This window comes from Thermobifida cellulosilytica TB100, from assembly GCF_001517975.1.
Lineage (GTDB): Bacteria > Actinomycetota > Actinomycetes > Streptosporangiales > Streptosporangiaceae > Thermobifida > Thermobifida cellulosilytica.
This window is the reverse complement of the sequence record NZ_KQ950181.1, coordinates 558,087-580,168: the sequence shown is the minus strand read 5'-3', so window position 1 is coordinate 580,168 and position 22,082 is coordinate 558,087. Positions and strand designations below refer to the sequence as shown.

Annotated in this window: 18 protein-coding genes and 1 pseudogene; 6 read left to right on the top strand and 13 right to left on the bottom strand. The window is 73.3% G+C overall.

All coding sequences use genetic code 11. The features are described from left to right. Nucleotides 1–167: 167 nt before the first annotated feature. The 4 genes from AC529_RS08855 to AC529_RS08840 form a co-directional block, all read right to left on the bottom strand. Entirely contained in the window at nucleotides 168–2,927 is a 2,760-nt protein-coding gene (locus AC529_RS08855; RefSeq protein ID WP_068755469.1) for a cellulose binding domain-containing protein, read from the bottom strand. After that, on the bottom strand, nucleotides 2,924–3,406 hold the full coding sequence (locus tag AC529_RS21260; RefSeq protein WP_332307054.1) for a hypothetical protein: 483 nt from the start codon (nucleotides 3,404–3,406) through the stop codon (nucleotides 2,924–2,926). The genes AC529_RS08855 and AC529_RS21260 overlap by 4 nt, the downstream gene beginning before the upstream one ends. Nucleotides 3,407–3,873: 467 nt before the next feature. After that, a complete protein-coding gene (locus AC529_RS08845; RefSeq protein WP_232306649.1) occupies nucleotides 3,874–4,782 on the bottom strand; it encodes a fructosamine kinase family protein in 909 nt (302 codons plus the stop codon). A gap of 227 nt (nucleotides 4,783–5,009) precedes the next feature. Further along, nucleotides 5,010–5,525, bottom strand: a complete 516-nt coding sequence (locus AC529_RS08840; protein WP_068755466.1) for a hypothetical protein — start codon at nucleotides 5,523–5,525, stop codon at nucleotides 5,010–5,012. Between AC529_RS08840 and AC529_RS20865 the strand changes: the two are divergent. Continuing rightward, a pseudogene (locus AC529_RS20865) lies at nucleotides 5,524–6,237 on the top strand (beta-galactosidase); the annotation flags it as partial. The gene AC529_RS08840 and the pseudogene AC529_RS20865 overlap by 2 nt on opposite strands. Before the next feature lie 951 nt (nucleotides 6,238–7,188). Here the strand turns inward: AC529_RS20865 and AC529_RS08835 are convergent. The 4 genes from AC529_RS08835 to AC529_RS08820 all read right to left on the bottom strand — a co-directional run bounded on the left by AC529_RS08835 (nucleotide 7,189) and on the right by AC529_RS08820 (nucleotide 12,004). Continuing rightward, the gene (locus AC529_RS08835) at nucleotides 7,189–8,841 is read right to left on the bottom strand and encodes a glycoside hydrolase family 43 protein (protein WP_068755463.1); all 1,653 of its coding nucleotides are present in this window, start codon (nucleotides 8,839–8,841) and stop codon (nucleotides 7,189–7,191) included. 61 nt (nucleotides 8,842–8,902) lie between these two features. Next, nucleotides 8,903–9,811, bottom strand: coding sequence for a carbohydrate ABC transporter permease (locus AC529_RS08830; RefSeq protein WP_068755461.1), 909 nt, complete (start codon nucleotides 9,809–9,811; stop codon nucleotides 8,903–8,905). 1 nt (nucleotide 9,812) lies between these two features. Continuing rightward, nucleotides 9,813–10,703, bottom strand: coding sequence for a carbohydrate ABC transporter permease (locus tag AC529_RS08825; RefSeq protein ID WP_068755459.1), 891 nt, complete (start codon nucleotides 10,701–10,703; stop codon nucleotides 9,813–9,815). Continuing rightward, nucleotides 10,700–12,004, bottom strand: coding sequence for an ABC transporter substrate-binding protein (locus AC529_RS08820; protein ID WP_068755457.1), 1,305 nt, complete (start codon nucleotides 12,002–12,004; stop codon nucleotides 10,700–10,702). The genes AC529_RS08825 and AC529_RS08820 overlap by 4 nt, the downstream gene beginning before the upstream one ends. A 296-nt stretch (nucleotides 12,005–12,300) precedes the next feature. Between AC529_RS08820 and AC529_RS08815 the strand changes: the two genes are divergently transcribed. Together AC529_RS08815 and AC529_RS08810 are read left to right on the top strand one after the other, a co-directional pair. Beyond that, on the top strand, nucleotides 12,301–13,314 hold the full coding sequence (locus AC529_RS08815; RefSeq protein WP_068755455.1) for a LacI family DNA-binding transcriptional regulator: 1,014 nt from the start codon (nucleotides 12,301–12,303) through the stop codon (nucleotides 13,312–13,314). Nucleotides 13,315–13,378: 64 nt separating this feature from the next. Beyond that, entirely contained in the window at nucleotides 13,379–13,750 is a 372-nt protein-coding gene (locus AC529_RS08810) for a helix-turn-helix domain-containing protein (RefSeq protein ID WP_068755453.1), read from the top strand. Nucleotides 13,751–13,776: 26 nt separating this feature from the next. On the opposite strand, the gene AC529_RS08805 is transcribed toward AC529_RS08810, so the two are convergent. Continuing rightward, nucleotides 13,777–14,421, bottom strand: coding sequence for a ClpP family protease (locus AC529_RS08805; protein WP_068755451.1), 645 nt, complete (start codon nucleotides 14,419–14,421; stop codon nucleotides 13,777–13,779). A gap of 151 nt (nucleotides 14,422–14,572) precedes the next feature. Next, nucleotides 14,573–16,042, bottom strand: coding sequence for a polysaccharide deacetylase family protein (locus tag AC529_RS08800; RefSeq protein ID WP_232306648.1), 1,470 nt, complete (start codon nucleotides 16,040–16,042; stop codon nucleotides 14,573–14,575). A gap of 342 nt (nucleotides 16,043–16,384) precedes the next feature. On the opposite strand from AC529_RS08800, the gene AC529_RS08795 reads away from it, so the two are divergent. Both AC529_RS08795 and AC529_RS08790 read left to right on the top strand, forming a co-directional pair. Further along, on the top strand, nucleotides 16,385–17,386 hold the full coding sequence (locus AC529_RS08795) for an NAD-dependent epimerase/dehydratase family protein (RefSeq protein WP_068755446.1): 1,002 nt from the start codon (nucleotides 16,385–16,387) through the stop codon (nucleotides 17,384–17,386). Nucleotides 17,387–17,535: 149 nt separating this feature from the next. Continuing rightward, entirely contained in the window at nucleotides 17,536–17,958 is a 423-nt protein-coding gene (locus AC529_RS08790; RefSeq protein WP_068755444.1) for a hypothetical protein, read from the top strand. Nucleotides 17,959–17,982: 24 nt separating this feature from the next. Here AC529_RS08790 and AC529_RS08785 read toward each other — a convergent pair whose 3' ends face one another. Beyond that, a complete protein-coding gene (locus AC529_RS08785; protein WP_332307048.1) occupies nucleotides 17,983–19,086 on the bottom strand; it encodes a protein-tyrosine phosphatase family protein in 1,104 nt (367 codons plus the stop codon). 139 nt (nucleotides 19,087–19,225) lie between these two features. Here AC529_RS08785 and fdhD point away from each other — a divergent pair, with 139 nt between their 5' ends. Continuing rightward, nucleotides 19,226–20,050 (top strand): formate dehydrogenase accessory sulfurtransferase FdhD, encoded by an 825-nt coding sequence (gene fdhD, locus AC529_RS08780; RefSeq protein ID WP_068755442.1) that lies wholly within the window; start codon nucleotides 19,226–19,228, stop codon nucleotides 20,048–20,050. Between the two features lie 68 nt (nucleotides 20,051–20,118). On the opposite strand, the gene AC529_RS08775 is transcribed toward fdhD, so the two are convergent. After that, nucleotides 20,119–21,117, bottom strand: a complete 999-nt coding sequence (locus AC529_RS08775; RefSeq protein WP_068755440.1) for an EamA family transporter — start codon at nucleotides 21,115–21,117, stop codon at nucleotides 20,119–20,121. Nucleotides 21,118–21,257: 140 nt separating this feature from the next. Then, on the bottom strand, nucleotides 21,258–21,992 hold the full coding sequence (locus AC529_RS08770) for a FadR/GntR family transcriptional regulator (RefSeq protein WP_068755437.1): 735 nt from the start codon (nucleotides 21,990–21,992) through the stop codon (nucleotides 21,258–21,260). Nucleotides 21,993–22,082 lie beyond the last annotated feature (90 nt).

The window sequence follows — 22,082 nt, the reverse complement described above, 5'->3', positions numbered from 1 at the left end:
CGCGGGGCCGTTCCGCTCCCGTGCCGCGGCGTACCCGCTCCGGTGCGGCCCGCCGCACGGGCCCGGACAGGGCTGCGGCCCGCACCGGGGGCAGAGTGCGGGCCGCAGGTCCGGGTGGTCGGGGCGGCTCCCGGCCCGACCCGGGCGGGGCGGGCCGGGAGTCAGGGTCAGGAGCAGGACTCGCCGTTGAGGGTGAACTCGCTGGGAGCCGTGCCCGGGGCGGTGGAGCCGAGGAATCCGAAGCTCGCGGTGCCGCCGGGGGCGATGGTGCTGTTCCAGCCCGCGTCGCGGGCGGTCACGTCCGCTCCGGTCTGGGTGAGCTGGGTGTTCCACGCGTGTGCGATCTGCTGGTCGCCGGGGAAGGTCCACTTCAGCTCCCAGCCGCTGATCGCGCTGTCACCGGTGTTGGTGATCGTCACCTCGCCCTGGAAGCCGTTGCCCCACTGGTTGACGACCTGGTAGGAGACCGCGCAGGAGGCGTCCTCGCCGGGGCCCTCGGGCTCCTCGGGCTCTTCGGGTTCCTCGGGTTCCTCGGGTTCTTCGGGTTCCTCGGGCTCCTCCGGCTCCTCGGGTTCCTCGCCGGGCTGGCCGGTCAGGTCGCCGACGACGACGCCGCGGCCGTTGGTGCCGATGTAGACGCGGCCGTAGACGTCGGGGTCGCCGGTGATGGCCGCGCCGGTCCAGGCCCACTGGTGCTGGTCGTCGTTGATGCGCACCCAGGTCTGCCCGGCGTCATCGGAGCGGAAGATGCCCCGCACCCCGTTGATCTTGGACGAGGTGTAGACGGCCGGGTAGCTCTTGCCGGGGGCGGGCTTGCCGAAGCCGACCACGTCGCCCTCGTCCACGTCGCCGAGGCGGGTGAAGGTGGCCCCGGAGTCGGTGGAGCGCCACATGCCGTAGGTGCTGTTGGCCTCGCCGCCGGCCAGCCAGATGTCGCCCTCGTGGCCGGGCACCGCGGCGAAGCGGACGTTGCCCCGGGCGGGCAGGCCGGTGGCCGCGGACTCGGTGAACGTCGCACCGCCGTCGGTGCTGGTGTAGAACGTGCCGTTCGCGAAGGCGTAGAACTTGTCCGGGTCGACCCGGTCGGCCTCCACGCGCGCCCCGGCGGGCACGCCGGTCGAGGCGGTCCACGACGAGCCGAGCGTGGTGGAGTAGTGCACGCCCGTGCCGTCGGGGCTCCACACGATCCGTGAGCCGTCGGCGTTCACCGCCACGGTGCCCGGCCCGGTGACCCCGGGGGGCTGCTGTCCGGCCCACCAGCTCGACCCGCCGTCGGTGGAGATGCCGATGTGGGAGTCGACCTCGCCGGAGACGGCCTCACCGACCCGGGCCATGGTGGCGGGGGCCAGTTCGGCGAAGTCGATGCTGCGGGTGGTGCCGTGGAAGGGCGTGTCGAACATCGCGTCGGGGACGACGTCGATGTCCTCGTGCACGAACCCGCCGATGTCGCCCAGCGCGGAGACCAGCTCGGTGGCGCCGGGCGGCGCGGCGAGGTCCTGCACCGCGGTCTCCTCGATGCCCTGGGCGCGGACCTTGATGTGGACGGTGCCGCCGGAGTCCCAGTCGGTGAGGTTGTCGCTGCCGTAGACGGTGGCGCCGGTGCCGTACAGCACGCGGTCGGAGTCGAACGGGTCGATCTCGAACGCCTGCGTCATCCAACCGAGCTTGGGACTGACCTCGGGGGGCCGGTCCGGGTTGTTGAAGTGCAGCCACGGCGCCCCGGAGATGTCGTGGTCGTAGCGCAGGGTGCGGTTGGGGTAGCCGCTGAACTCCCAGATGCGGCTCCAGGTGGCGCCGCGGTCGGTGGAGCGCCACACCTGGATGTCGGGCCACCACAGGATCTGGCTGACCACCATGATCGTGTCGGGGTTCTGCCGGTCGATGGTCAGGCCGCTGAAGCCGTACTCGAAGCCGTCGGGGTCGGCCGGGGTGATGTCGGTCCAGGCGCCGGTGGCGGCGTCGTAGCGCCACACCTCTCCGTCGGAGCCGTCGTAGGGGCCTCCGGTGTCGCTGGTGGCGATGTAGAGCAGCCCGTTGACGTGGTCGAACACGCCCTTCTGCGCCAGGAAGCCGGTGGGCTGGCCGGGGATGCGCTCCCAGGTGGCGCCGCCGTCGGTGGAGCGGTAGACGGTGTTGTCCTTGTCGGCGACCCCGACGTAGATGTCCTGGGTGACCTGGCCGGGGGAGGCGCTGGAGGGGTCGAAGGTCACCCACACCACGCCCTGGTTGTCGCCCTGGTAGCCGCCGACGTCGGAGGGGTCGGCGGCGTAGTTGCCCGGGTTGGGGAAGTTGGTGACCTCGTTCCAGGTCGCGCCGTGGTCGGTGCTCTTCCACAGGCCGTGGCCGCTGGGCGCGCCGAAGTACAGCACGCTGTTGTCGTTGGGGTCGACGGCCAGCCGTTCGCCCATGCCGCGGCCGGGCATGTTGCCGCCCAGTTTGAACGGCAGTTCGGTGGTCTGCCAGGTCCGCCCGCGGTCGGTGGAGCGTTTGATCGCGCCGTTGTTGGGGTCCCAGTCGTTGGTGTAGGTGCCCACGGCCGCGTACACCCGGTCGGTGTCGACCGGGTCGGTGGCGATGCTGACGACGCCGCTGTGGCCCCAGTCGTCCCAGCCGACGTGGTCCAGCAGCGGGATCCACCGCTCGGTGTCGGGGTTCCAGCGGTAGGCGCCGCCGATGTCGGTGCGCGCGTAGATGAGGTCGGGTTCGCTCTGGTTGAAGACGATGCCGGGGACGAAGCCGCCGCCGACGATCTCGACGTTGCCCCAGGTGTAGCCGGTGTCGGCCGCGGCCGGGGCGGCGGGGTGGAGGACGGCGCCGAGCGCGGCCACGGTGGCCGCGGTGGCCAGGCAGGACAGGGCGCGGGAGAGGACGCCGCGTCTGCTCCGGGGGATCGGCGGGAGTGGTGCTCGTTGGTCGGTTGGTGTCACGTCATGCTCCTGGTGTGGGGGGTGGAGCCTGCCCGGGACCGCCCCGGGCACGGGTCGGCCGCCTTCAGCGGTGCAGTCCCACGTGCTCGGGAGGGGTGAGTCCGGGCACGGGCACGCTCTCGGCACCGGTGACGGAGGCCGGGCCGTCCACGGTGACGCGCAGGGTGTCGCCTTCGCGGACGGCGGTGACGACGGTGTCGCCGTCGACGTCGGTGAGGACGGTGCGCCGTCCCAGGCCGCCCCATCTGACCGGGGTGACCGGGGAGAACGGGCCGTCGGGGACGGTGGTGGTCGGCGGGGCTGCCGGTGTCGAGCGGCGGTCCGCAGCCGCGGCTGGACAGGTACGGCGGCACGTTCGTGCAGGCGCGGTCGGACTCGGCGCCGAAGGCGTCGAAGTTCCCCATGCGGACGCGCCGCCCGCGCAGCTCGAAGGGGGTGAAGCGTGCGCCGCGTCCGACGGGGCGCTCGTCGGCGGCCAGGACGAACGACCGTGGGAGGCGGCGGTGCCCTCGACGGTGCTGCCGACCAACGGCAGGGTGCGGCAGCGTCCGCTGATGTCGACGTGGCCGCGGTCCTGTTCGGTGAGCGGGCGGCCGGGGCCGTTGTGGAAGCCCAGGTGCCAGGGGTCGAGGCCGATGCGGGCGCGCAGCGGGCCGCTGGCCACGACGATGGGATCGTCGGTGACGGCGGGGGCGGCGGTGGCGGGACTGCTGTCGCCGGGTGCGGGCACGGGCAGGGCCGGAGGGTCGGCGACGAAGCGCTCGTGGGGGACCCTGGGGGGCCGGTCAAGCATGACGCTCCTTGCGGGGCACGGACGACACTCCCGGTCAGTTTTGTCTCCAAACGAACAAAAATCAACGTTCCGTGCACACAAGGACACTCACCGGCGTCAGGTCGTGGCGGGGCGGTGCGGGGACGTTCCCGGCCCCCGCACCGCCGCCGGGGCTCAGCCGCGTCGCCGGAACGGCGCGACCACCCGGCGTACCTGCTCGACCAGCGTCCGGTCGGGGTAACCGTGGGCGATCAGGCACAGCAGTTGGCGCAGGTGCAGCACGGGCAGCCGCTCCTGCCAGCCCGGCTCGGGGCGGGCGGCCTCGGTGTAGGCGTCGAAGAAGCGGTCGGACTCGGGCGGGCGGTGAGTGTTCCACAGCATGCTGAGGTCGGTCTCCGGCCAGTTGTAGGAGACCGCCGGGTCGACGAGGACCGGTTCCCCGCCGCTTCCGGAGACGACATTGGCGGTCCACAGGTCGCCGTGGGTCAGGCAGGCGGGGGCGGCCGGGACGACCTCGGGCAGGCGGGCGCACAGCCGCTCCACCGCGCGGCGGTCCTCCCGGTCGAGGGCGTCGGCCACGAGCGGCTCGTCCAGCCAGCGCAGGATGCGGTACCGGGCGTAGAACTCGTGGCCGTCGGTGTGCCACGGGTTGTACTGGCGCTTGCGGCCGAGCCAGTTGTCGCGGTGCCAGCCGAAGCGGTCGTGGACGGTGGCGGTGTGCAGGGCGGCCACGGCGTGCCCGAGCCGCTCCCAGAAGCCCGGGGTGTCGGGGCGGGGGTGCAGCGCCCGCAGCACCAGCAGGTCGGAGGTGGCCAGCAGCACCTCGGGGGTGGCGACGCCGCCGAGGTCGCGCAGGGCCGCCAGTCCTTCGGCCTCGGCCTCGAACAGGTCGTCCCCGGGCGGCTCGGCCAGCGTCTTGACGAAGGCCCGGGTGCCGTCGGCGAGCTCGGCGAGGCACGCGACGGCCATCGTGCCGCTGCGGACGGGCCGCAGCGTGCGCACCCCGTCCAGTCCCGCGGCGGCCAGGCGGCGCAGCAGCAGGGCGTCGGACTCGGGGGAGATCGGGGCGGTCTGTTCAGTCACGGTGACGCTCCGTTTCCGGTCGGGGCAGCGGAGATCCCCCTTGTCCGGGCCCCGGACGAGGGCTCTCCTGCCTTCGGGTGGTTGTGCGCTCTCCGGAGGGCCGGGCACCGGAAGCACGGCGGTGGGGAAGGCCGTTCTCCGCCGGGAGGACCGGCCCGCACCTGTCTTGCTCAGGGGGCGTTCCGGGTGCCGCCAGGAAAGCGCCTGGCAGTCGAGCGGTCTTCCGCTCAGGGAAGGGCAGCCGGAGCAGCCCTCCAGGTGAGACTCTCCCGCGCGGAGTCTCCGGAACCGGCGTGGCAGGGCTCGAAGGCTCCGGGGCCCAGCAGCACGTCGCCCCCTTCTTCCCGAAGGGGGTCGGCGCGTGGCCGGAAAGCCTTGCGGGCGGAGCAGGCGGAGCTGACGAACGGAAGGACGGCCACGGGGCCACCTCGTCCGATCGCCTCATCCGCCACGTCGAGCGCGCAGTCGTCGGCGTGTGTGTCGACGGTGGCGCAGGAGGCCGGGGCGAGTACGGCGTCGGCCTTCGGGGAGCGGGGACAGCCGGGGACGCGCCGGGTGCGGCGCACCGGGCGGCCGGTCTGCTGTTCCAGGGGCTCGACGTCGGCGAAGCCCGCTGCGGCCGGGGTGGCGGCGGCCTGGACGGCCCAGCCTCCCTCCTGGGCCGCGCCGACGGGGGGTGCGGCGTCGGGGGCGGGGCCTGCGGCGCACACCACGGCGTCGCGGGTTCTGGTCTGCTCGGCCATGCTGCGGTTCCGGACGGTTCCGGTGGCCGCGGCAGGCCCGGTCCGGCCGACAACAGCGCGCTCCCGCCCAGGACAGCGCGGTTCTCCACGTTTCCCCGCCCCGGCGGGAGGGGCGGCCGGCGCCGGTGCTCGTCCCGTCATCGCGCTCCCTCTCACAGTGGTGGAGCCGCCATTGTCCCGCCGGGAACGGCCGGTGGGAACGGGTGTGCGGACACTGTCCGGAAACGGGACCGGGGAGCGCTGCGGACCGCGACGGGCACGGCCTGCCGGAGCGTTTCGTCGCGGTGCCGGGGCACAGGCCCTGCGTGTTGCGGGGACGTGTGCCGTCGGCGGACCCGTGCGCGGTCCCGCGACGGCACACGTCGGTGCTGCTGTCCGGCACGGTCGGCCGTCCGGTGGCGCGGTCGCGCCCCTGTTTCCGCGGCGGCGGGCGGCCGCCACCGACCTGGTGGCCGTCGACGTCTCCCGGCACCGTCGCGGCAGGACCGCCCACCCGCACGCCCTCGCCGCGGACCTGGCCCGCTCGTGGGGCGGCGGACGCCCCTGGCTGCTCATGGAGCAGGCCCGCCGACCACGTCGGCGCCCGCCCCAAGGCGCCCGGCGAGGTCGTCGGCACAGCCCCGCCTCCCGCGGCCCGCGGGCCGCGGGAGGCGGGGCGATGTTCTTCCGGTGGCGGGTCTCGGCGGGCGGCGCGGAGCAGCGGCATCCGGCGATGCTGCCGCACTCGGAGGCCGACGCCCCGGTCTTCTCCGAGGTGTGCGATCTGGGCCGCCTGGCCGGCGTCGGCGACGCCGCGGTGGTCGAGGACTCGGCCGCGCTGTGGGACCCGGAGTGCTGGTGGGCGCTGTGGTCGCCCTCCCCGTCCTCCCCCGACCGGACCACCCGGCCGCGGTCCGCCGGGTCCACCGGGTGCTGCGCCGCCGACGGCGCGGACCGGGGTGCGCCCGTTCCTGGAGCGAGTACCCCGGGGTGGTCGACGCCGACGCGGCGGCCTGCCGCGCGGCCGGGGGCCCGGGCCGGGTATGGTACGTCTCCTGCGTCCTGGACGACGGCGTCCTCGCGGAGGTGCTGTCCTGCTCCCTCCCGGACGGGCGCACCACCTCTCCCCCCGACGTCGAGGTGGTGCGCCGCCGTTCCCCCGGGAGGAGGACTGGGGGTCGTGCTCAGCCACGACGGCCGACCGGTGCCCGGGAGCGGCCTCGGCCTGCCCCCGCACGGCCGTGACATGCTCTCCGGCACCGCGGTCGCGGAGCTGGCGGTGCCCTCCGGGGCACCGCCGTGCTCCGGGTGCCGTGTCGGCCGTGACCAGGAGGGGTGGTCACGGCCGACACGTCCTGCCCCGACGGCCGCGGGGAGGGGACGCGGCCGTCGGGGGTTGGGGCGGTCCCGCCCTCACCGCCGCGGAGGCGGCGGGGCGACCACGGCTGGGAGGGGGGCCGTGGTCGCCCCGTCCCCTGCTGCCCCGGGAGGAGAGGAGGGCGGGGCCGCGGCGGGGAGCACCAGAGGGTCGGGTCCGTCCCGACCGTCCGTGCGCCGCGTCGGCCGCGGCTCTGGCGGCCGCGGCCGACGCTCCCCCGTGCCCGGGAGGGGGACCGGGAATACGGGAGGGACCACGGACGGTCCGGCCCGCCGCGTCAGGGGACTGCCGCGGCGGCCACCGGCCTCAGGAGGGGGACAGAGACCGGTAGGTGCAGAAGTCGAAGTCGGCGGGCAGCCCCGCCCCGGTCATGTCGTGGGCCCACAGTCCCAGGAACGCGCCGGTGAAGCCCCACATGATGGGCTGGTTGCCGAAGCGCTCCTCGGCGTACTCGTCGGACAGGATGCTCATGTCCAGGCGCACGCCCATGTCGGCCCAGGTGCTGCCGTCGGAGGACACCGCGAAGCGCAGGTCGTTCCGGTCGATCTCGGCGCGCAGGAACACCCGCGGCCAGTCCGAGACGCTGATCCGCCGTCCGACCTCCTGGATCTGGCCGCGGTCGCTGGTGAGCACCCCCGCGAACACCCCGCCGCGGTCGTCGCGGTTGACCCGCAGGTAGTGCCACTGGCGGGTGTTGTAGTAGGCGGTGATCCCGGCCATCTGCCGGAAGTCCTCCGGGGCGAACTCCAGGGCGGCCTCGAACACGCAGGCGCGGTGCTGGAGCCGGCGCGCCACCATGCTGGGCTTGTGCAGTCCGGCGGGCGAGGAGCCGCCGCGGATCCGCAGGTAGCCGGGGCGCTCCGTCAGCGAGACCCAGGAGGGGTCGAAGTGGCGGCGCAGCGTGCTCCACTCGGGGCGCAACTGGGCCGAGTCGAAGTGGTCGGTCTCCGGCGGCTGCGGCCACGGGTGGGCGGCCAGCCCGCGCGGCCCCGGCACCTCCACCAGCGGTTCGGCGTTGCGGACGCGCGGCCAGCCGTCCGGGGTCCACTCGACCTTCTGCAACGCGGTCTCGCGGCCCAGCACGCACCGGCCCTTGGGCGGCAGCGGGCGTCCGGTCAGGTGCGCCAGGTACCACTCGCCGTGCTGGGTCTCCACCAGGCTGGAGTGCCCGGCCCGCTGCAGCACCGCCTCGGGCACGTGCCGCGAGGTCAGCATCGGCCCGGCCGGGTCGACCTCGTAGGGGCCGGTGACGGACCGGGAGCGCGCCACCGTGACCTGGTGCTCCCACTGGGTGCCGCCCTCGGCGGTCATCAGGTAGTACCAGCCGTCGCGCTTGTAGATGTGCGGCGCCTCGGTCACCCCGACCTCGGTGCCGGTGAAGATCATCTTCGGCTCGCCGACCAGCTTCATGTCGCGCACCGAGAACTCCTGGGCGACGATGCCGCCGAAGGCGTTGCGCCCGGGGCGCCAGTCCATGGACGGGCTGAGCATCCAGGTGCGCCCGTCGTCGTCGTGGAACAGCGACGGGTCGAAACCGCGTGCGTGCAGCGGCACCGGGTCCGACCAGGGACCGGTGATGTCGGGAGCGGTGGTGAGGTAGTTGGGGCTGTCCCAGAAGTTGCCGCCGTAGCTCTCGACGTTGGTGTAGATCAGGAAGAAGAGCCCGTCGCGGTAGGACAGCGCCGGAGCCCACACCCCGGCGCTGTCCCGCCGTCCGGTCAGGTCCAGCAGCCGGGTCTCGTTCAGTGCACCGCCCAGGGGCCGCCAGTTCACCAGGTCCCGGGAGTGGTGCAGGGTGACCCCGGGAGCCCACTCGAACGTGGAGGTCGCCAGGTAGTAGTCGTCGCCCACCCGCAGGATCGAGGGGTCGGGGTAGAAGCCGGTGAGCACCGGGTTTCGGATGGTGCCGGCTCTCTGCTCCTCGCGGGAGGGGGAGGACGTGACTTCGGGAGACGTCATGACTGCCTTTCTGGCTCGGGCCGGGGTCTCCGGCACGCGCGAAGGTCGGTGTCGGCCCGGCTCACTTGCCGGCTCCGGCGGCCAGACCGCCGAGAAGCTGTCTTCTGCCGAACAGGTAGAGGGCCAGCACCGGGAGCGCCGACAGCACCACGGCCGCCATCAGGCCGGGGACGTCGGTGCCGTACTGGGTCTGGAACTCCCACAGCCCCAGCGGCAGCACCCGGGTCTCCGAGCTCTGCGTCAACACCAGGGGGAACAGGAAGTTGTTCCAGGCGTTGAGCCCCACGAAGATCGCCACGGTGACCACCCCGGAACGGGACAGGGGCAGGACCAGACGCCAGAACGTCTGGAAGTTGTTCGCGCCGTCCAGTGCCATCGCCTCGTACAGCGAGCCGGGCACGTCGCGCAGGGAGCTGGTGAGCACGACGATGGACACCGGCAGCGCGAACGCCGCGGTCGGCAGGATGACGGCGGTGAGCGAGTCGTACAGGTGCAGGCGGGTGATGATCAGGTAGATCGGGATGATCACGGCCTGCGCGGGGACCGCCAGTCCCAGCAGGAAGAGGGTGAACCCGATCCGCACCACGCGGCTCTTGCTGCGCACGATGGCGAACGCCGCGGGCAGCGCCACCACGAGCACCAGGGCGATCGCGCCGACGGCCACGATGAGGCTGTTGGTGAGGAAGCGCAGGAACCCCACCTCGAAGGCGCGCCGGTAGGCGTCGAGGGTGATGGTCTCGGGGATCGACAGGGGGCCCTCGGTGAGGTAGTCGCCCGAGCCGCGCAGGCTGGTGGCGATCAGGAAGTACAGCGGCACCAGCACCAGGACCAGCCACACGGCCGCGCCGAGGCCCGCTCCGTAGGCGGGCCGGGAGACCTTCCTGGACCTGGGCCTGGGCCGTCCGGCGGGGCGGCGCGCCTCGGCGCGGGCCGTCCGCTCCGCTGAGGCCGGGGCGGTGACGGTCGACATCTCAGGAGGCTCCTTCCCGCTCACTGGTCATCTGCGAGTAGCCGCTGACCCGCACCACCAGCAGCGACAGGCCGGTGCCGATCACGACCAGCAGCACCGCGATGGCGCTGGCGTATCCCATCTCGAAGGCCGAGAAGCCCTTGAGGTACATGTGCAGCGGCAGGATGCGGGTGGCGGTTCCGGGACCGCCGCCGGTCAGCAGCAGCACCGTCTCGAAGTAGGTCATCGAGCCGACGAGGATGAGCACCGAGGAGGCGATGATGGTGTGGCGCAGCTGGGGGACGGTGATGCGCCAGAAGCGCTGGACGGGACCGGCCCCGTCGATCTCGGCCGCCTCGTACAGCGACGCCGGGATCTGCTTGGCCGCGGCCTGGTAGAGCAGCATGTGGAACGGCAGGAACTGCCACAGCAGGACGAAGACGATCGCCCACAGCGCCAGGTCGGGGTCGCCGAGCACGTTGGCGCTCAGTCCGGTCAGTTCGGCCCACTGGGCGGGCACGCCGAAGTTGGGGTCGAGCAGCGCCTGCCAGATCAGCGCGATCGCGGCGGTGGACAGCAGCAGCGGCAGGAAGAAGATCGTGCTGACCACGGCGCGCACGCGCTGCGGCCCGGCCGCCCAGGCGCCGAAGGCCAGGGCCAGCGGCGTCTGGGTGGCCCAGGTCAGCACTGTCAGCGACAGCGTGATGAGGATGCCCGATCCGACGAGCTTGTCGGAGGGCAGAGCTTGCCAGTTGGCCAGCCCTGCCCACTCCGGCGTCCCCAGCCCCTTCCAGGTGGTGAAGCTGAGCCCGGCCACGATGACGATCGGGGCGAGCCCGAACAGGCCGAAGAAGAGGAGAGCGGGAGCGGCCCAGAGGGCTCCGGGCCGCTGCACTCGGGTGGCCGAGGTCACTGGGTGGCCTCCATGGCCTCGGCGAACTCTTCGGGGGTCATGTCGCCCAGGAACACCATCTGCAGGTTGGTCAGCATGGTCTCGGCCGCGGCGGGCGGGATCGCCTGGTCCCAGGACTGGGTGAAGGTGGGCGCCTCGGAGACGAGCTGGTAGGTGAAGGTGGTGAACTCGGCGTGCTCGGTCTCGGCCAGCTTGTCCTCGATGCCGGCGACGGCGGGGACGTGGCCGATCTCGATCAGGTCCTCGACGTACTCGTCGGAGGCCATGTGCTGGACGAGGAAGTCGATGGACTCCTTGATGTGGGCGCTGTCGGCGTTGACGGAGAAGTAGTTGCTGGGGTTGCCGACGATCGCTTTGGGGTCGCCCTCGCCGTCCTCCAGGGCGGGGAAGGCGGTGAAGCCGAGGTGGCCGTCAGCCACGAAGTCGGGGTTGTTCTCGATCTGGTTGGACAGCTCCCAGGTGCCCATCAGGTACATCGCGCCCTTGCCGCTGGCCAGCACGGTGGAGGCGCTGCCGTTGTCGGAGGTCAGGGAGGAGAAGTTGTTGCCGAAGGCGCCGCGCTCCACCAGCTCCTGGCACATCTCCAGGGCCTTGATGACGGCCGGGTCCTTCCAGGCGCCCTCCTCGCCGTCGGCGATGGCCTGGAACACGTCGGCGCCGCCGACGCGGTCCACCAGGTACTCCAGCCACATCAGCTCGGTCCAGGCCTGCGCGCCGGGCAGGACGATGGGGGTGATGCCCTCCTTCTTGAAGGTGTCGACCAGCTTGAGCAGCTCGTCGTAGGTGGTGGGCGGCTCGACGCCGACCTCGTCGAAGATCTTCTTGTTGTAGAAGAGCACCACCGGCAGCACGCCCTGCATCGGGACGCCGTAGTAGCGGTCGTCGATCTTGGCCACGTCCAGGACGCTGGGCAGGAAGGCGTCGCGGAACTCGGGGTTGGACTCCAGGGCGTCGGTCAGGTCGACCACCTGCTTGGCATTGACGTACTCGGCGAGGTTGCCGCCGCCCCAGTTGAAGAAGACGTCGGGGGCCTCGGGGGAGCCGAGGGCCACCTGGATACGCTGCTTGTAGGCGTCGTTGGCGTAGGTGACGAGCTCGCCCTCGATGCCGGCGCTCTCGCTGTAGGCCTCGACCGCGGTCTGCACGACCTGGTTGACCGTGGCGTCCTCGACGACCCACACCTCGACTCCGGCCGCGTCCTCCTCAGTGCCGGGGCCGGCGGTTCCGCACGCGGTGGTCAGACCGAGTGCGAGCGCCACCAGGGCGCTGCCGAGCATGTGGGGCCGGGTGATGCGTCTCATGGGCAAGACACCGTCCTCGTTCGGGTTCCAGGGGGATAAACGACAGCAGCCGAATCTCCGAAATTTTTCGAGAGTTTTCGGATTAGAGACGCTAGATGTGTCCAAAATCTCCGTCAAGCCCCCTGCTGTCTCAGTCAGGTAACGGAGGTCACATCTTCCGATGAACTCCCAGCATCAGCGGGTACGATCCAGGACAGAGAAGCACAGAACCCCGCGAACCACCCCCGAAAGCCGCGGCGAAACTTTTCGGCCTAGGATGGTGGAAGCACGCAGGTTCCAGGTCCCCAAGGAGTCCCGTGTCCAGACGACGCCCCACCCTGGCCGAGGTGGCCCGTCAGGCCGGCGTGTCGGTCTCGACCGTGTCCAAGGTGGTCAACGGCCACCTCGACGTCTCGGACGAGACCCGGCGCCAGGTCGAGCTGCTCCTCGAACAGCACCAGTATCGGCCGCGCCGCTCCCCCGGCCGCCAGCCCGTGGGCCTCATCGACCTGGTCTTCCAGGACCTGGACAACTCCTGGGCGATGCAGATCCTGGGCGGGGTCGAGCAGGTCGCCCACGAGCAGGGCATCGGCGTGGTCGTCTCCGCCGTGCACGACGACCGCAGCCGCCCCGGCCGCCGCTGGCTGGACAACGTGCGCGCCCGCAGCTCCGACGGCGTGGTGCTGGTGCTGTCGGAGCTGTCGCCGGAGCAGCGCTCCCAACTGGAGGCCCTGGGGGTCCCCGTGGTCGTGGTCGACCCGGTCGGCGACCTCGCCCACGACGTCCCCGCGGTGGGCACCACCAACTGGGCGGGCGGTCTGGCCGCCACCCAGCACCTCATCGACCTGGGCCACACCCGCATCGCCACCATCAGCGGCCCCACCCGCGTCCTGTGCAGCCGCGCCCGGGTGGACGGCTACCGCAGCGCGCTCGACGCCGCGGGCCTGACCGTGCCCGACAACTACATCGGCCACGGCGACTTCAGCATCCCCGGCGGCTACGCCGAGACCCACCGGCTGATGGACCTGCCCGAACCGCCCACCGCGATCTTCGCCGGGTCCGACATGATGGCCCGCGGCGCCTACGAGGCCCTGTTCGAGCGCGGCCTGCGGGTGCCGCACGACGTCAGCGTGGTCGGCTTCGACGACCTTCCCGAGGCCGCCTGGGCGGCTCCCCCGCTGACCACGGTGCGCCAGCCGCTCAGCGAGATGGGGCAGATGGCCGCCCGCACGCTGCTGCGCATGGTCGCCGGGGGCCGCCCCAGCTCCCCCCGGGTGGAACTGGCCACCGAACTGGTGAAGCGGGCCAGCACCGCGCCCCCGCCCGACTGAGCCCGCCCCGGGGACGCGCATAGACTGGGCGCGTCCGCGTCCCCGGCCCGCGAGGGAGGCAGCCTTGACCGACCGTGTCCGGAACGCCCCACTCGAACCGCCCCCCGTTCCCGAGGAGCCGCTGCTGCGCCACCTCATCGGTGACGCACTGCGCAGGGTCCGCCAGGAGCGGGGCCTGACCCTGCGCGAGGTCTCCGAGGCCGCCCAGGTCTCCCTGGCCTACCTGTCGGAGATCGAGCGCGGCCGCAAGGAGCCCTCCTCGGAGGTGCTGGCCGCCGTCTACCGCGCCCTGGACCTGCGGCTGGCCGACCTGATCGGCGAGGTCGCCGACCAGCTCTCCACCGTCTCCGCGCCGACCCCCGCCCCGGTCCCCGCGCCGACGCCCGCGCCCGCGCCGTGCTGCGGGGCCCCGCGGGCTCTGGTGCTGGCGGCCTGACCCGGCGGGCCGCGACCGCGCACGGCTCACCCCGGCCGCCCCGCGGAGGCCGACGCCGTGAAGCCGTAGCCGCGCGCACCGGCCGTGCGCAGGGCCGAGGCGTGCGCCACGACGTGGTCGACCATGCCGTAGTCGCGGGCCTCCTCGGCGGTGAACCAGCGGTCGCGGCGGCTGTCGCGCTCCACCGTCTCCACGCTCTGCCCGGTGTGGCGGGCGGTCAGCTCCAGCAGGAGGCGCCCGCCGGGCGCCGGGTTCCCGTCCCGGAGGGCGGTGCCGCCCGGCCCGCCGGAGGGACGGCGCATCACGACGTGGGTGTGCGGCAGGCTGTAGCGCTTGCCGGAGGCGCCCGCGCACAGCAGGAGCTGCCCTACGCCCGCGGCGAGGCCCAGGCCGACGGTGGCCACGTCGTTGGGGACGAACCGCATCGTGTCGTAGACGGCCAGGCCCGCGTGCGCCGAGCCGCCGGGAGAGTTGACGTAGAGGGTGATGTCGCGCCGGTCGTCCTCGGCGGCGAGCAGCAGCAACTGCGCGCAGACGCGGTTGGCGACGGCGTCGTCGACCTCCTGGCCGAGCACCACGACACGCTCGTTCAGCAGCCGGGCGGCCAGTTGGTCGTCGAGGGCCGCACCCGCCGGGGGCACGGTGGTCTGTCGCGGCAGGATCGGTGGCATGTCTCCTCCTCGGCGGCTCGGAGGGCGGCGGGCGCCGCCCCGTCCACCCTCGCCCGCTCCCGGGGCGGAGGGAAGGGGTTTCTGCCGTGCGGAGATCTGCCCACGGCAGAAGGGTCCGCCCGTTCTGCCGCTGCGGAGGGCCGCGCGGGCGTCAGTCGCGCCGCGTGTACGCCTGCCCCGGCTCCAGGGTGCGGTCGCCGAACAGTTCGGTGACCGTCACGAAGTGGTAGCCCTTGGCGTACAGCTTGCTGAGCACCTCGGGGATGGCGTCGACGGTGGGCCGGTGGATGTCGTGGAACAGCACGATGCTTCCGGGCTGGGTGCCCGACACGGCGGCCTCGACGGTCTTCTCCGTGTTGCGGTGCTGCCAGTCCAGGGTGTCGACGTCCCACAGGATCAGCGGGTAGTCGATGTTGGCCTGGGTGGTCTCGTTGAACGACCCGTAGGGCGGGCGGACCGTGGTCCGCTCCACTCCGGCGGCCTCCTCGATGGCCTTCCAGGTGCTGTCGATGTCCTCGCGCACCGCCTCCCCGCTCTTGGTGGCGAGGTTGTCGTGCTTCCAGGAGTGGTTGGCGATCTCGTGACCGGCCTCGGCGGCGGCCCGGACCGTGTCGGGGTCGTGCTCGGTGAGCTGGCCCAGCACGTAGAAGGTGGCCTTGGCCGAGTAGGCGTCCAGGTGCTCCAGCAGCAGGCCGGTGTCGGCTCCCGGACCGTCGTCGAAGGTCAGCGCCACGCACGGCACCCGGTCGCAGTCGATGGTGTAGCCGGGCACGTCGTCGGAGGGCAGGCTCAGGCTCTCCTCGCCGTCCACCACGGCCTGGCGGGCGGTGCGGCCGAACCGGGACAGCAGCGGCTCGCTGTCGGCCACGGTCACCTGCACCTCCTCCTCGGCGACCTCGCCCGGGCTGAAGGCCACCACCAGGTCGCCCGCTGCGTCGAACCCCAGGTCGGCCAGCGGCGCCCCCTCGCGCTCCTCGGCGATGCGCCACGCCTCCTCCGGGTCGACCACGACGGGGTCGGCGTTCTCGGGGGAGGCAGGCAGTTCGTCCTGGGGCGCGGGCAGGCCCTCCGGCATGGCGTCGGCGGCCACCCCGTGCTCCTTGTTCAGGGCCAGCGCCACCCGCGCCGCCAACTGCTCGATCGCCTTCTCCCCGTTGAGCAGAGCGGTCCACGGCAGTGCCTCGCCGGAGGCGACGTCGTACCAGTGGGTGGACGCCTCGGTCCGCCCGTCGGCCTGGGAGACGACCCGCGCCCCGAGCACCCCGCCGGAGGCCACGAGGAACTCGGCGTGCTGCTTCAGCTCACCGCCTCCTCCCCCGGTGACGAACTCGGTCTCCCGCTCCGCCATGGTCGTGCGCACCTCGACGGTGAAGCCGACCGCTCCGGGAACCACCGGGTAGGTGCTGGTGATCGTCGTGCCGTCGGCCGAGACCGCGTGCTCGGCGGTGCTCAGCCCGTCGATCCAGGCGGGGTCGACCGTGCGCAGTCCCTCGGGCAGCGGCCCCGCCTCCCCCACCAGCCCACCGCCGAGCTCTCCCAGGGCCGTGCACGCGCCGAGCGGCACCACGACCGCCGCGACCAGGCACGCACCGAACAGTTGCCTCTTCCACGTTTTCCACACCACTGCGAACCGACCTAACGAGTCAATAAGGGCATGCGGGAGATGAGTCGATCCGGGCCGGGGATCGGTTCGGCGTCAACCGCGCCGTTGGCTGAAAGTTATGTTCCACCTCCGCCCGCGTGGCCGAACGACGCGCCCGCAGCGGCGGACTTGGGGGTTTTGATGGCTGCAGCCGACCCTTCCGACGGTAACAGTTGACGTTGCTCCCCCGCCAAACCGGCGGCGAGACGTTCGTCCCTTCACCGGGACACACCCGCCCACCTCCCCCCAGTCGCCACTCTGTGGAGTTATATCTGCATTGACAGTGATGATCGCGGGTGCGGGTCGGCGGAAGAGGTCGCTATGAGGGCGCTGGTGACGGGAGGAGCCGGATTCATCGGTTCCCACCTGGTCGACTCCCTGCTCGCCCGCGGCCACGACGTGGTGGTCCTCGACGACCTGTCCACCGGCACGCGCACCAACCTGGTCCACGCGCTGCGCGACCCCAGGGCGCGCTTCGTCCACGGATCGGTGCTGGACGACCGGGTCCTGCGCGCCGCCATGGCCGACCGCGACACGGTCTTCCACCTGGCCGCTCCCGTGGGCGCCCGCGTCGTGGGCGTGGACCCGGTGCGGACCGTCCACGTCAACGTCACCGGGACCGAACGGGTCCTGGCCGCCGCCCTGGAGAGGGGCTGCCGCCTGCTGTTCGCCTCCGGAGGCGAGGTCTACGGGCGGTGCGACGGCGAGGCGCTGCGCGAGGACGACGACCGTATCCTGGGGTCGGCGCAGGAGGAGCGCTGGTGCACCGCCGTCACCAAGGGCCTGGGCGAGTGCCTGGTCACCCGCTACGCCCGCGAGTACGGGATGCCCGCGGTCATCGCCCGCCTGTTCGACGTGACCGGGCCGCGCCAGAGCGCCGACCACGGGCACGTGCTGCCCGCGTTCGTGGCGCAGGCCCTGCACGGCCGTCCCCTCACCGTGCACGGGGACGGCTCGCAGACCCGCTGCTTCTGTTCGGTGCACGACGCCGTGGCCGCTCTGCTCGCCCTCGTCGAGCAGCCGCTGGCCTACGGGCGCGCCGTCAACATCGGCGCCACCCGGCCCACCAGCATCATGGAGCTGGCCCGGCGGGTCCGTCTTCTTGCCGACTCCCCCAGCGAGATCGTGACCATCGACCACCGGGTGGCCCGCGGCCCCCGCTACACCCCGACCCGCCACCGCGTCCCCGACACCTCCCTGGCCGCGTCGCTGATCGGCTGGCAGGCCACCACCGACCTGGACACGATCATCGCCGAGACCATCGACGAGCAGTGCGCACCCGCGCCCCTGCTGCCGCTCGTCGACAGCGACCTGACCGCCTGAGGCCGCACGGCCCGCGGCGCCGCAGGCGCCCGGCCCCGGCCGTGGCCACTTCCGGCCGTCCGGCGCAGAATCCGACCGGATGTCCGGACCACCCCCGAAGCTCTGGGATCATGTCCGGGAACTCCCCCGACCACGGAACGGAAACGGACATGGTCCACGAAGGACAAGGAGGCTACAGCGGTCCTCCGCAGCACGGCACCGGCGGCTGGGGGTCGTTCCCGCCGCCTCCCCCCGGGCCGGTCCCGCCGCCCGCCCCGGCGCACTTCTCCGCGCCCCACCCCCAGGCGCAGCCCGGCCCCTCGGTCAGCACGATCCTCTCGCTGGTCTGCAACATCCTGGCGCTGTGCGGCTGCTACGGCGCCCTCCCCGCCCTCGTGGGCACCGTGCTGTCCATCATCGCGATGACGCAGGCCCGGACCGACCCGGACTCGGCACGCAAACTCACCGTGGGCGCCTGGATCTGCTTCGGGGTCGCCCTGGTGTTCCTCGTCGTGACGGTCGTGCTCTACCTCGTCTACGGCGCGGTGCTGCTGGGCCTGGGCAGCAGCGGGAGCTCCTCCTACTACTACTGACGGGCGGCCCTCCCCGCGCTCCGCTCAACTGCGCGGCGTCCTGGTCAGCCGCGGCATCCCCTCCGGGAAGAGCACCGCGCGCGGGTCGTCCACGGCCACGCCGTCCAGCTCGGCCACGGCCCGGCTCAGCTCCGGGTTGTCCAGGTGCCCCGCCACCGTCGCGATGATCTCTCGCAGCGCCTCCACCACGTCCGCGCCGCAGTGCACCGACGCGTAACGGGCGGCCACCGCGGGGGTCCGCGACTGGCAGGCCGCGCAGTGCAGCAGCACCCGCTTGCCCTCCGCACGCAGCAGGGCCACCATGCGCGCCGCCTGGTCCAGCACGAAGTGCAGGTTGCGGTTGGCGCCCGGCCGGTCGTGCAGCCACACCTCGACGGTGTCCTCCGGCGCCAGGTGCGGCGGCCGGTCGCGGGTGCCCGTACGGCACAGCGACACCACCGCCTGGGCGTCGCTGTCGCGCACGTACTCCAGGGTGCACAGCACCACTCCCGGATCGTGGGGGTGGGGCACCGCGAACGCCTGGCGGTGCTCCCGGTCCAGCCCGGGAACCGCCAGGGTCGCGCACTGCGGCCACTCGTCGGGCGCGTCGCCGCGCGCGGCGACCAGCGCGGCCGTGACCAGCGAGCGCGGTGCCACCGTCGCGGCGAGCCCGCGCTGCGCGGTCAGGGGGATGCCCGACACCCCCCACCGCGCACCGGCCAGCGCGCCCGCGTACCGGGCCGCCTCCACCCCGCCCCGTTCGCGGGCCAGGCGCACCGCCGCCACCAGATGGGAGCAGGGGAAGACGCCCCGCGCCGGGTCCAGCGGCGGCACCGGGGCCTCCGCGACCGCGCGCCACCCCACCGCCGCCGGGTGCTCCCCGTGCGCCGCGACGTCCCGCGGGACCTCCCCGCTCACCACGCCCAGCCGCACCGCCCGCATCCACCGCCGCTCCCAGCCGTCCGCCCGCGGCGCGGCCGTGCCGTCGGCCAGCTCGTGCAGCGCCTCGGCGACCAGGCCGCCCACCCCGGCCAGGTACTCCTCCTCCGGCGGTGCGGTCGCGCCGACCAGCAGCGGCGCCACCGCGCCGCCCACCATCGCCCCAGCGGCCCGGTCCCAGACCGCGTCCCAGGTGTCCCACCTCGCCACAGCGCCCCTCACCGTCCCCGGCCCGTCACGTCCCGTATTGCTGCTCTCCCTCCTGTTCCTCCCCATCTGTCCGGCTTTGGTCACCGAGCAGGTAGCGTGGCGTCGTCACCGTCGTCGCAGGCAGCGGGGAGGAGCAGGGATGGGACGCGTCACGGCCCGGGTACGGGTGCGCCGGATCGACGGCTCTGCGGCACGCGACCGCCTGGACACCCTCGTCGTGGAGGAACCGCTGGAGATGCGCGTCGGCGGTCGTGCGCTGACCGTCACCATGCGCACCCCCGGGCACGACTTCGACCTGGTCACCGGGTTCCTCATCGGCGAGGGCGTCATCGCCGACGCCTCCGACGTGCACTCCCTGCGCTACTGTGCGGGGGCCACCGAGGACGGGGTCAACACCTACAACGTCATCGACGTCGTCCTGGCCCCCGGCGTGCCGCAGCCGGACGTCTCGGTGGAGCGGAACTTCTCCACCACCTCCTCGTGCGGGGTGTGCGGCAAGACCAGTCTGGAGGCGGTGCGCACCCGGAGCCGCTTCGCCGTGGCCGACGACGACGTGCGCTTCTCCACCGGGGTGCTGGCGGCGCTGCCCGACCGGCTGCGCGAGGCGCAGAAGGTGTTCTCGCGCACCGGCGGACTGCACGCCGCCGCGCTCGTCACCCCGGAGGGCGAGCTGCTGTGCGTCCGCGAGGACATCGGCCGGCACAACGCCGTGGACAAGGTCGTCGGCCACGCCGCCTCCCGCTACGGCCTGCCGCTGCGCGGCACGGGCCTGCTGGTGTCGAGCCGGGCCTCCTTCGAGCTGACCCAGAAGGCCCTCATGGCGGGCGTCCCGCTGCTCGCCGCGGTCTCCGCGCCGTCCTCCCTGGCCGTGGAGCTGGCCGTGCACAGCGGGATGACCCTGATCGGGTTCCTGCGCGGCGAGTCGATGAACGTCTACGCCGGGGCCCACCGCGTCGCGGACTGACCCCGACCGGTCCCGCCGCGGCCAGGGCTGCGGGGCGCGGCTGCGGCCGCGCCTGCGCTGCCGGGCGCCTACCGGTCGGGGCTCTGCTGTCCCTGGCCGGTGACCGCGGCGGACGGGCGGGGCGGCTCCGGCTCGGAGGGCCGCGACCGCCGGGCGGGGGCCGGGGAGGCGGGGACCGCGGTCTGTGCGAGGAACGCGCCCGCCACCACGGCGACCGCGCCCGCGAGCTGGGCGGGGCTGAGCTCCTCCCCCAGCAGCAGCCAGGCCAGCACGATGGAGGTCACCACCTCCAGGTAGGCGACGGGTCCGGCGACCACCGGGGACAGCCGCCGCACCGCGGCCACGCCGGTGACGTAGGCGACGGCCGTGGCCACCAGCGCCAGCCACACCAGCAGTGCCAGGGCGGGCACGTCCGCCCCGCCGAACTCCACCGTTGCGGCCAGGGTGCGCCAGGGCAGGGTCCAGGGGCGGGCGAGGAGGCCCATCAGGACGGCGGCGACGAGCGCGCCGTAGGAGATGACCGCGAGCGGGTCGGCGTCGTCGCGCGCGGCGTCCGACAGCAGGAAGTAGGTGGCCTGGCCCACCGCCGCGCCCAGGGCCAGCACCAGGCCGACCGCGTCCAGGCGGATGCCCGCCCACGCCTCGACGAGGAAGCTCAGGCCCACGACCGCCAGCACCACGCCGAGGGCCGCCGCCCGCGACACCGGGACGCGCCGCACCAGGCGCGTCCACAGCAGCACCAGCACCGGGCCGAGGAACTCGATGAGCAGCGCCACGCTGACGGGGATGCGGGTGATCGCGGCGAAGTAGCACGCCTGCACGCCCGCCATCGGGAACATGCCGTAGGCCAGCAGCAGCGCGGGGCGGGTGCGCAGCACCCGGCGGTGGCGCAGGGCGACGGGCAGCAGGAGCAGCGCGGCTCCGGCCACCCGCAGCCACGTCACGTGCAGCGGGTCGAGCCCGGCGTCGAGCAGCGGCCGCGCGACGGGACCGGAGCCGCCGAAGGCCAGTGCGGAGACGATCGCGAACGCCAGTCCGGACGCCCGGTTCCTGCTGTTGTCGGCCACGGCCCTCCTGACGGTGTTGCCCAGTGATGGGATCTTTGGGTCGCGTCGATCCTAGGCCATCGGCCGACTGCGGCGTTCGGGGCGTGCTCCCTTGGGCGCCCGCCTCGGGCGCCATGGACCAGCGGTTTTACATCGTAGATTCACAGCCACGGGGCGTCGGCCATGCGGCGGCGCAGCCGCTCCTCCAGGCCCAGGACGTGCAGGGTCGCCGCTGCCCGCGCCGCGTCGGGGTCGCGGGCCAGCAGGGCGTCGTGGATGCGGCGGTGGTCCTCGCGCAGCCGCGCGGTCCACTCCTCCTCGTCCGCCTCCCCCCGCCCCAACCGGGCGCCGAGGGCGGGCGAGGACAGCCCGTCGACGAGGGCCGCGAGGGTGGCGTTGCCCGCCAGCTCCGCGACGGCCCGGTGGAAGGCCCGGTCCGCGGCGGCGGCCTCTCCCGCGCCGCAGCCGCGGCCGTCCTCCAGCAGCCCGTCCAGTTCGGCCAGTTGCGCGTCGGTGGCGCGGACCGCGGCCAGCGCGGTGGCGGCCGGCTCCACGATCCGGCGCACCTGGAGCACCTCCAGCAGGGTGTGGCCCCGTCCGACCTCGGCCAGCACCGAGAAGGGCTCCAGCAGGTCGCGGGGGCGCAGCTCGGTGACGTAGACGCCCGCGCCGTGCCGTGCCTCCAGCACGCCCAGCGTGGTCAGCACCCGGATCGCCTCCCGCATCGAGCTGCGGGACAGCCCCATGCCCGCGGCCAGCTCCCGCTCGGTGGGCAGCCGCTGTCCGGGGTGCAGGGTGCCGTCGGCGATCATCGCCTTGATCTGTTCGACCGCTCGCCGGGTCACCGTCATCCGTCCGACGCCGGGGGCCGCGCGTACGGGGCTCTCGATGGTCACGTCGGTGCCTTCCTCGTCCTACCGGAACGTTGTGGGGGAGCTGTCTCCGCGCGGCCCGGGCCGCGCGGAGACAGCGATGGTTCGGTCCCC

Excerpts from the sequence above, each read along its gene's own strand:
- AC529_RS08840 (WP_068755466.1), bottom strand. The coding sequence starts at position 5,525 with ATGGCCGAGCAGACCAGAACCCGCGACGCCGTGGTGTGCGCCGCAGGC.
- AC529_RS08835 (WP_068755463.1), bottom strand. The coding sequence starts at position 8,841 with ATGACGTCTCCCGAAGTCACGTCCTCCCCCTCCCGCGAGGAGCAGAGA.
- AC529_RS08830 (WP_068755461.1), bottom strand. The coding sequence starts at position 9,811 with ATGTCGACCGTCACCGCCCCGGCCTCAGCGGAGCGGACGGCCCGCGCC.
- AC529_RS08820 (WP_068755457.1), bottom strand. The coding sequence starts at position 12,004 with ATGAGACGCATCACCCGGCCCCACATGCTCGGCAGCGCCCTGGTGGCG.
- AC529_RS08805 (WP_068755451.1), bottom strand. The coding sequence starts at position 14,421 with ATGCCACCGATCCTGCCGCGACAGACCACCGTGCCCCCGGCGGGTGCG.
- AC529_RS08795 (WP_068755446.1), top strand. The coding sequence starts at position 16,385 with ATGAGGGCGCTGGTGACGGGAGGAGCCGGATTCATCGGTTCCCACCTG.
- AC529_RS08790 (WP_068755444.1), top strand. The coding sequence starts at position 17,536 with ATGGTCCACGAAGGACAAGGAGGCTACAGCGGTCCTCCGCAGCACGGC.
- fdhD (WP_068755442.1), top strand. The coding sequence starts at position 19,226 with ATGGGACGCGTCACGGCCCGGGTACGGGTGCGCCGGATCGACGGCTCT.